This window comes from Tumebacillus permanentifrigoris, assembly GCF_003148565.1.
Classification (GTDB): Bacteria; Bacillota; Bacilli; order Tumebacillales; family Tumebacillaceae; genus Tumebacillus; species Tumebacillus permanentifrigoris.
Genome location: NZ_QGGL01000013.1, coordinates 139,378 through 147,603 on the forward strand (window position 1 = coordinate 139,378; position 8,226 = coordinate 147,603).

The 8,226-nt window shown below is 56.6% G+C and carries 7 protein-coding genes and 1 rRNA gene; 5 read left to right on the forward strand and 3 right to left on the reverse strand.

Annotation, left to right across the window (positions count from 1 at the left end):
- Positions 1 to 221: 221 nt before the first annotated feature.
- The 3 genes from C7459_RS15405 (at position 222) to C7459_RS15415 (ending at position 4,044) form a co-directional block, all read left to right on the forward strand.
- Positions 222 to 1,592: a UDP-glucose dehydrogenase family protein gene (locus C7459_RS15405; RefSeq protein ID WP_109690194.1), complete on the forward strand. Its 1,371-nt coding sequence runs from the start codon at positions 222 to 224 to the stop codon at positions 1,590 to 1,592.
- 55 nt (positions 1,593 to 1,647) lie between these two features.
- The gene (locus C7459_RS15410) at positions 1,648 to 2,955 is read left to right on the forward strand and encodes a glucose-6-phosphate isomerase (RefSeq protein ID WP_109690195.1); all 1,308 of its coding nucleotides are present in this window, start codon (positions 1,648 to 1,650) and stop codon (positions 2,953 to 2,955) included.
- Between the two features lie 168 nt (positions 2,956 to 3,123).
- Complete coding sequence (locus C7459_RS15415) at positions 3,124 to 4,044, forward strand: AlbA family DNA-binding domain-containing protein (protein ID WP_109690196.1); 921 nt, start codon at positions 3,124 to 3,126, stop codon at positions 4,042 to 4,044.
- Between the two features lie 47 nt (positions 4,045 to 4,091).
- Here the strand turns inward: C7459_RS15415 and C7459_RS15420 are convergent, their stop codons facing one another.
- On the reverse strand, positions 4,092 to 4,532 hold the full coding sequence (locus C7459_RS15420; RefSeq protein ID WP_170119492.1) for a VanZ family protein: 441 nt from the start codon (positions 4,530 to 4,532) through the stop codon (positions 4,092 to 4,094).
- A gap of 77 nt (positions 4,533 to 4,609) precedes the next feature.
- On the opposite strand from C7459_RS15420, the gene C7459_RS15425 reads away from it, so the two are divergent.
- Positions 4,610 to 5,503, forward strand: coding sequence for an EamA family transporter (locus C7459_RS15425; RefSeq protein WP_109690198.1), 894 nt, complete (start codon positions 4,610 to 4,612; stop codon positions 5,501 to 5,503).
- 14 nt (positions 5,504 to 5,517) lie between these two features.
- Here the strand turns inward: C7459_RS15425 and C7459_RS15430 are convergent, their stop codons facing one another.
- Together C7459_RS15430 and C7459_RS15435 are read right to left on the reverse strand one after the other, a co-directional pair.
- Positions 5,518 to 5,976, reverse strand: a complete 459-nt coding sequence (locus C7459_RS15430) for a hypothetical protein (RefSeq protein ID WP_109690199.1) — start codon at positions 5,974 to 5,976, stop codon at positions 5,518 to 5,520.
- Between the two features lie 70 nt (positions 5,977 to 6,046).
- Complete coding sequence (locus C7459_RS15435; RefSeq protein WP_109690200.1) at positions 6,047 to 7,690, reverse strand: stalk domain-containing protein; 1,644 nt, start codon at positions 7,688 to 7,690, stop codon at positions 6,047 to 6,049.
- A 349-nt stretch (positions 7,691 to 8,039) separates the two neighbouring features.
- Here C7459_RS15435 and C7459_RS15440 point away from each other — a divergent pair.
- Positions 8,040 to 8,226 (forward strand): 16S ribosomal RNA (locus tag C7459_RS15440); the annotation flags it as partial.

Genomic DNA, 8,226 nt, shown 5'->3' on the forward strand with positions numbered 1-8,226 from the left:
TAGTTCCCCCTTGTTTATAAGACAGTACTTTCCCCTGAGTAAATTTTCCCAGTAATTGACCCTAAAATCAATAGGGAAATAACCTTTTAACATATATATTCTTTCTAATAGCTAGTATCGAGTTGAGACCCCTCCGAAAACGGAGTACAATTTCAGAAAGGCGGGACAGACTACACAGGTAGTGAGTCTGTCAATTTTGCATTGGATTTGGAGCACCCCCCATGAAAATTGGAGTAATAGGTTGTGGATATGTCGGACTGAGCACAGGTGTGTTGTGGGCAGTGCTCGGTCACGATGTCGTGTTCCTCGACGAGGACGAGCGGCAGATTGCCACGTTGCGACAGGGCGAAGTCCCTTTTTATGAACGTGGATTGCAGGAGGTGTTGGCGAGGTATCGAGCGCGTACCACGTATGCCTGTGGCTGGAGCGAGTGGGACGCCGATGTCGACGTGGCGATCATCGCCGTCGGCACCCCGGCTCAACCGGACGGCTCCCCGAATCTCTCCTACTTGCAAGCGGCGGTACAGGCGGTAGGCGACCACTGGCAGGCGGGACGCGGGACGGTGGTACTGTTGAAATCCACGTTGCCACCGGGTACGAATGCCCTCGTCCACAGGTGGTTGCAGGAGCGCTTGCAGTTCCGAGGCCTCTCAGATCAAGTGACGGTCGTGTCGAACCCGGAGTTTCTGCGCGAAGGCGATGCGCTGACCGATGTGTTCTACCCGCAGCGCATCATCGTCGGCGTGCAATCGCGGGCAGGCGAATCACTGTTGCGCGACCTGTATCGCCCGTTGCTCACAGGTCCTGACACAGCACCCGCTGTCCTCCAGCGCCCACCTGGGTACACGCGACCGGAGCTGTTCGTGACCACGCCGATCAACGCAGAGTTGATCAAGTATGCTGCCAATGCGTTTCTGGCGATGAAGATCTCCTTCATGAACGAGTTCGCCAACCTCGCTGAGCGGATGGGAGCTGATATCTTGGACATCGCGACCGGGATCGGCATGGACTCGCGGATCGGGCCGCAATTTCTCCAAGCGGGCGTCGGCTGGGGCGGCAGTTGCTTTGGCAAGGACGCGGCGGCGATTCTGCACACGGCCGAGGAACAGGGTGTACAGTTGTCGCTGGTGCAAGCGACCGTCGAGGCCAACGACCGCCAACGCCAGATCGTGTTGGAAAAACTGCATCGCCACGTACCTGCGCTGCAGGGCGCAGTGATCGGTGTGCTCGGTCTGTCCTTCAAGCCGGGCACCGAGGACGTTCGTGACGCGCCCAGCCAGACGATTGTGCGGGCCCTGCGAGCAGCGGGCGCACAGGTGCAAGCGTATGACCCGATGGCGATGCGCACATTTGCAGAAGCGAACCCAGACTTGGCCGTGGCGTACACCGCACAGGCAGCGGATTGTTTTGCCGGCGCGGATGCCGTGCTGTTGCTGACGGAGTGGCCCGTTTTTGCAGAGTTGCCGTGGGCGGATCTGCGAGCGCATATGCGCGGTGACCTCCTGCTCGATGGGCGCAACGCATGGCAGGGGTTGTCGTTGTCCCAGCACGGGTATGTGTATGAAGGCATGGGAAGAGGCAAAATAGGTTGACGAGTCCAACATGTAAGTACAAACTAAAAGTAGAAAGAGAAAAGGAGAGAAACAAATGCCTACCTTCCATCTGGATACGAAAGCAGCCGACCAGTGGCTGAAGCAAAGCCACACCGACTGGCAAGCAGCAGTGCAACAAGCGCATGACACCGTACACAACGGTACAGGTCGCGGAAGTGACTTCCTCGGCTGGCTTCAACCGCTCGCAGCAGAGAGTGAGATCGTGAAAAACGTCCTCCATGCGGCCGAGCAGATTCGCGCAAACTCTGAGGTCTTGCTCGTGATCGGCATCGGCGGTTCCTATGCGGGTTCCCGCGCTGGGATCGAGATGTTGACCCATTCGTTCCGCAACCAGTTCGCTGCAGAGCGCCAAGGGCCGGAGATCTACTTCATCGGGCACAACCTGAGTGCCACTTACATAACCCAACTGTTCCAAGTCATCGAAGGCAAGGACGTCTCCGTCAACGTCATCTCCAAGTCGGGCACCACCACCGAACCGGCGATCGCCTTCCGCCTCGTGCGGGAGTGGATGGTGAACAAATACGGGGAAAAAGCGGGCGAGCGCATCTACGCGACCACCGATGCATCCAAAGGCGCTCTGCGTGAACTATCCAACGCAGAAGGCTACACCACCTTTGTGATCCCGGATGATGTCGGCGGTCGCTACTCGGTGCTGACCCCGGTGGGTCTGTTGCCGCTAGCCGTAGCGGGCATTGACATCCAAGCGATGCTTGCGGGTGCGCAGGAAGCGGCAGAGCAGTACGCCAACCCGAATTTGATGGAGAACACTTGCTACCAATACGCGGCCTACCGCAACAACCTCTACCGCCAAGGCAAGGCGATCGAACTGTTGGTGTCCTACGACCCGCGCTTCGTGACATTTGCCGAGTGGTGGAAGCAATTGTTCGGCGAGTCGGAAGGCAAGGAGCACCAAGGCATCTACCCGGCGTCCGTGCAATTCACCACCGACCTGCACTCGATGGGCCAGTACATCCAAGAAGGCCCGCGTCACCTGTTTGAAACGGTGCTGTGGGTGGATGAAGCGGGTCATGACGAGCTGACGATCCCGCACCAAGAGGGCGATCTCGACGGTTTGAACTACCTGACAGGCAAGACGGTGAACTTCGTCAACCAACAAGCTTGCCTCGGGACCTTGGAAGCGCACGTCGAAGGCGAAGTGCCGAACTTCGTCCTGCACATCCCGGAGTTGACGGCGCACCATGTCGGGCACCTCTTCTACTTCTTCGAAAAAGCCTGCGCGATCTCCGGCTACCTGTTGAACGTCAACCCGTTCGACCAACCCGGCGTAGAAGCATACAAGAAAAACATGTTCCGCTTGCTTGGGAAACCTTCTTCTAAGTAAGTCGGGGGAAAAAGGACTTCTGCCACCTCTGGGTGGTCAGAAGTCCTTTTTTTACCTAACACGCCCTGTTGTCGCGAGTTTCTACAGGTACGTATGTTGATGGTCACTTCCCAATTTAGGTCTGGGGGCGTATACTGGCGGTAACGTCGGGAATTCAGGAGGGCGCTCATGAATCGGCTTATCGATTGTCGTTTTGTCGCAGCTGTGCAACGCCTTGAGGATGACGAGGTGCAGATTCGCCTCTTTCAAGAAGTCGAGCGCGAGGGTCTGCCTCTGTTCCGCGAGCGCATCCGCAAAAAGTTGACGTTGCTGCGCCCCTGCTTCGACCACCTGATCCGAACCGGAGTGTTGACGCTCGAAGACCCGCAGATGGACAACTACCAACCGAGCGACGCACCTTGTGTAGTCGGATTTGACATCCACTCGCTGGGGCGACGTGTCTCGTTTGATTTGTGCTTCCACCACAAGCTGGAGGCGTTTTGGCAGGAGAGCACGGAGCGCATTGAAGCTTTGATGCTGGACCCGGATGTGTTTGAAGCGTACACGTATCGCTTGCAAGCGATCTCTCGCTACTTGTATCTGGGGCGTGAGGACAACGTGTTCCGGGCGATCACCGTGGATGAGAACCACGAGATCGAATTCAAGCAGGACTTTCTCAACTCCAAGGAAAAAATCCTCAAATCGGTCGTCGCCTTCGCCAACACCAACAACGGCAACCTCTACTTGGGCGTCTCCAACGACAAAAAAATCGTCGGCATCGGACATGAGATCGCCCGTTATGGCAACGAAGACAAATACCAACTGGCGATCGCCTCGCTGTTGCACAACCGCATCTACCCGCTGCTCTCGCCATTTCCCGAGATGCGCATCGTCACCGTCGGGGGCAAAAAAGTCCTGCACATGTGGGTGCCCGTCGGCAATACGATGCACTCCGTTCAGGAGTCGCTCGGCAACGGGCAGCACCGGCGCCGTGTCGCCGTCAAGCAGAACAACCAATCCGTATGGGTTGACGACCCGTATGATCTCGCGGAACTCTACATCAAGCGCCGCATCGGCACGACAGCTGCCGCGAACCTCGGCCTCGTCTGAGTGTCGAGTCCCAAAAGAAACCCGCTCCTCTACGGGAACGGGTTTCTTCATGTGCGTGTGCGGTCAGGGTTGCGAGCGGCATGAGCGAGGCGAATGAACAAAAAGGCGACGATCGTATCGATCAGCACGTCGGTCAGGCGCGAACTGCGACCGTGTGTGAGCGCCTGGTGTAGCTCATCAAAAAACGCATACCCGATGCAGACCATGATCGAGGGCAAGACCCGGCGGGTCCAGCGGTAGGTGAGCAACCCGAGAATCGCATAGACCAAGCAATGCCCGGCTTTGTGCAGCCAATAGTCTTCGGTGAAAACCGTCGGGATGTCAAAAAACGGGTTGGACGGAGAGAGGATGAGCCCCCACTGAATTTTGTGCACGTCGATGAGGAAGTGGTGGGGTTTCTCAAAGTATTCTGCGATTTGTGTGATGACCAGATCCGGCCAAGCGGACAGAGCGAAAATCACCGCCATCCAAGCGAGTGCCCAACGCACGAGCACAACTCCTTTCATCAGGGCATACTACCGTACATACTACGTTTTTCGAAAAGACAAGTAAAGGTGGACGAACTATGAACCGCACACTGGCAATCATCCTCGTTTTGATCGGAGGGGCCTCCTACGGCTTGATTTCTCCTGCTGTAAAAATGGCGTATGACGCCGGTTTCTCTCCCGCTGACGTGACCAGCTCCCAGTACTTTGCTGCGATGGCCGTGTTGGTGGTGATTGCGCTGTTCCAACTGCGGCATCTGCGCAACCTGACCCGGCGCGATCTGTTGTTGTTGAGTTTTCTCGGTTTGCTGTCGACGGGGACGAGTGTGTTTTACTACCTCTCCCTGTCCTACTTGCCCGCATCGCTGGCGATTGTGCTGTTGTTTCAATTTACGTGGGTGGTGATGGTGATCGACTTTTTTGTCGCCCGCAACAAACCGACACCCGTCAAGTGGCTGGCGCTGGCGTTGATTTTTTTCGGTACGCTTTTTGCTGTCGATCTCTTGCATTCGGAGTGGGGGGACGTATCGGTGCTGGGGCTGACGTTGGGCTTCCTGTCGTCGCTTACGTATGGGGCGTTCCTGTATTTTACGAGTTATGTGCGGGCTGGCAGCTCTCCGTTTTTGAACTCGGCGCTGATCTCGATCGTCTCGACGTTTGTGGTGTTCTTGATCTTCCCGCCTACCTTCCTCTGGAACGGCTCGTTGGGCGCAGGATTGTGGGTCTGGGCGCTGATCATCGGCGGCTTGGGACAAGTCATTCCACCTGTGCTGTTCAACATCGGAATTCCCAAGATCGGCGGCGCGCTCGCCGCTGTGCTGGGTGCGATCGAACTGCCGGTGGCGGTGATCTCCGCTTATCTGCTGTTGCATGAGGCCGTCGTCGGCGTGCAATGGATCGGGATCGTCTTGATTCTGGTCGGCATCGTGGTGACCGAACTGCGATTGGTGCGCAAAAGAACCCAGCTCACATGAGCTGGGTTCTTTTTTTACTTCACATCGAATTCGATGGCATCCTCAACGTTGTACGGTTGGTGGTTGTTGGTGTGAAGCGATGCCTTCAATTTGTGGTGACCGGGCGTGAGGTGGTCGAGTTTGTAGCTGACTTCCTTGACCGCGACTTTGGTCGGGCTGCCGTCGACGAACAGGTGGATGTGGCCTTCCCCAGGAACGTGCGGTTGGCTGTAGTGTTCCGGCGAGATCTTGAAGTTCGTGGTGGCGAAGTGGATCGTAGCGGCCTGTTGGCTGACGTCGACGGTCATCTTGAGCGTCGGAGCCGGAGTGGCGGCGACTGAATGGATCGGGGCGTCGACCGATTGTGTGGCGGGATCACTGTGTTCGTGTGTCATGGAGGTGCTCAGGTCTTGCGTCTCCGATTTGGAGCAGCCGACGAGGGCAACGCTCAGGGTCAGGACGGCGAGCAGGCACGCCGTTTTTTGGTGAAACATGAAAAAACTCCTCCTTGTGCAGCCATTCTACGAACAGCATGGACAGGGGGGAGTTTTTCTAAACGTCTGTTTAGTCGTTCAGTCCCGCGAATTGCTTGGTGTGGTCGAAGTCCGGGTTGAGCGTGTAGGTGATCGTGCCGGTTGCGTCTTCGAGCATCGCCCAGCCTGCTTGGAAACCGGAGACATGAACTTTGCCGGTGCGCGGGTCGTAGTGTTGGGAGGTCGACAGAATCTGGTTGCTGAAATCTGGGGCATCGAAGTTCATCCGCAGGCGGACGAGCGGATTGACCGCGCCTGCATCGTGCGCGTATCGGGTGAATTGCAGGAGCAGACTTTTGAGTGCGTCACGGTTCAGGTTGCCCTGTGCGTCGACCGCGTTGTAGTTGTACACGGTGATACCGATGTCCTGCGAGTAGCCATCGCTCGCCGGGTAGGTGGTGTAGCTGACATCGAGTTTTTGGTCAGAGCCAGGTGCGGTGATGTCCGAATGGTCCTTTTTGAGTTTCGCGTTGATTTCCATGGCTTTTTGGTACTTCGCTTCATAGGCGGCGTCTTCGTCATCCTCTGGGACGGGGTGTTCCTTGAGCAGTTCTTCCTTGGCTTTTTGTTTCTGTTCAGCCACGTACTCCTCGTATTCCGGGAAGCTCATCGGGGTGACCGGTTGTTCGAGGAAGCGCGTCACGTCGTTGGAGGGAATTGCGAAGTTCAACTCGCCGCCGACATAGGCCGCGCTCTGTGACGTTACGCCGATCACATTGCCGTACATGTTGAACAAGGCACCGCCGGAGGAGCCGAACGTGTACGGGGCGTTGGTTTGCAGGAACTCGACTTCCTTGGTTTTGGAGACGGGGATTTTGCGGTGCAGGCCGGAGACGAGACCTGCGGACAGGGTGTTTTGCATGCCCAGCGGGGAACCGATCGCGACGACGTTATCGCCAAGTTCCAGTTGGTCGGAGTTGCCGAATTGGACGGTCGTGAGGTTGGAGACGTTGATTTGCATGAGCGCGAGGTCGCGGTCCGGATCGTCGAGCAGGACTTTGCTGGCGGTGAAGGTGGTCTGGTCTTGGAAGACCACTTTCGCGGTCGTCGCTTCGGCGAGCACGTGGTGGTTGGTCAGGATCTTGCCGTCCGCGCTGACGACCATGCCACTGCCGGAGCCGAGCAGTTTGCCATCTTCGTCATAGATGTTGATCATGACGACGCGGTCGAAGTTTTTGGCGATCTCCTTGATCGAGAGTGCCGATTGATTGGTGACCGGCGGGAGCGGTTGCGAGATCGCTGGGCGAGTGTCGATGCTCACGGTCTTGGTGGTTTCGTCCCATTTGGCTTGCAGGCCGAGACCTTCTATGAGGAAGCGCACCGGAATCATGGTGGCGTCATCGATCAACTGCGGCGGCACGTCGAGGGTGACCGCTTGGTCGTTTTTGTGTGCGGTGGTGCTGCCGAGGGTCATCGCGATCTTGTCGTGGTCGCGGGTGATGGTGGCGGTCTGGGTTTTGGCGTCCCATTCGACGGTGGCGCCGATCGCTTCACTAATCGCGCGCAACGGGACGAGCACGCGGCCGTTTTGTTGCAACGGCATGGTTTCAAAGTGCACAATTTTGTTGTTGATCGTGAGGCCGATCGCATCGGGGGTGGCTGCGTGGACCGACAAGGTAGGCAGCGCGGACAGCAACAGGGCGCCGAGCAGAAGGCTTGGCAACGTTTTTTTCATAGAGGGGAGTAACTCCTTCGTCAGACTGGTTTTAAATTCCAATTCAACAAGGCAGGAGCAAACTCCTTTTTCATGGAGAAAAAAGCAGGTTTCCCGTGCCGGACCTGCTGGTTTGACGCGATTTGTTGCGGTTTGGTTCGGTTTGTTTCGGGAATGTGGTTGAGGCAAAGGCGGTGGGCATGCTATGATTACTCCTGTCGCCGCGAGAGATGCGGTGGAGAAAAAAGAGAGTTGACAGATCCATGTTGGACATGCTACTCTAATCAACGTCGCCTCTGAGCGGCATTATTTGATCCTTGAAAACTAAACGAGTGATAGATGAGAATCGATTCGAGCCTTGAATCAAACTTTAATTGAGAGTTTGATCCTGGCTCAGGACGAACGCTGGCGGCGTGCCTAATACATGCAAGTCGAGCGGACTGATGTGGAGCTTGCTCCATGGATGTCAGCGGCGGACGGGTGAGTAACACGTGGGTAACCTGCCTGGCAGACTGGGATAACGCTTGGAAACGAGTGCTAATACCGGATGATCTCTT

Excerpts from the sequence above, each read along its gene's own strand:
- C7459_RS15425 (WP_109690198.1), top strand. The coding sequence starts at position 4,610 with ATGAACCGCACACTGGCAATCATCCTCGTTTTGATCGGAGGGGCCTCC.
- C7459_RS15435 (WP_109690200.1), bottom strand. The coding sequence starts at position 7,690 with ATGAAAAAAACGTTGCCAAGCCTTCTGCTCGGCGCCCTGTTGCTGTCC.
- C7459_RS15430 (WP_109690199.1), bottom strand. The coding sequence starts at position 5,976 with ATGTTTCACCAAAAAACGGCGTGCCTGCTCGCCGTCCTGACCCTGAGC.
- C7459_RS15410 (WP_109690195.1), top strand. The coding sequence starts at position 1,648 with ATGCCTACCTTCCATCTGGATACGAAAGCAGCCGACCAGTGGCTGAAG.
- C7459_RS15415 (WP_109690196.1), top strand. The coding sequence starts at position 3,124 with ATGAATCGGCTTATCGATTGTCGTTTTGTCGCAGCTGTGCAACGCCTT.
- C7459_RS15405 (WP_109690194.1), top strand. The coding sequence starts at position 222 with ATGAAAATTGGAGTAATAGGTTGTGGATATGTCGGACTGAGCACAGGT.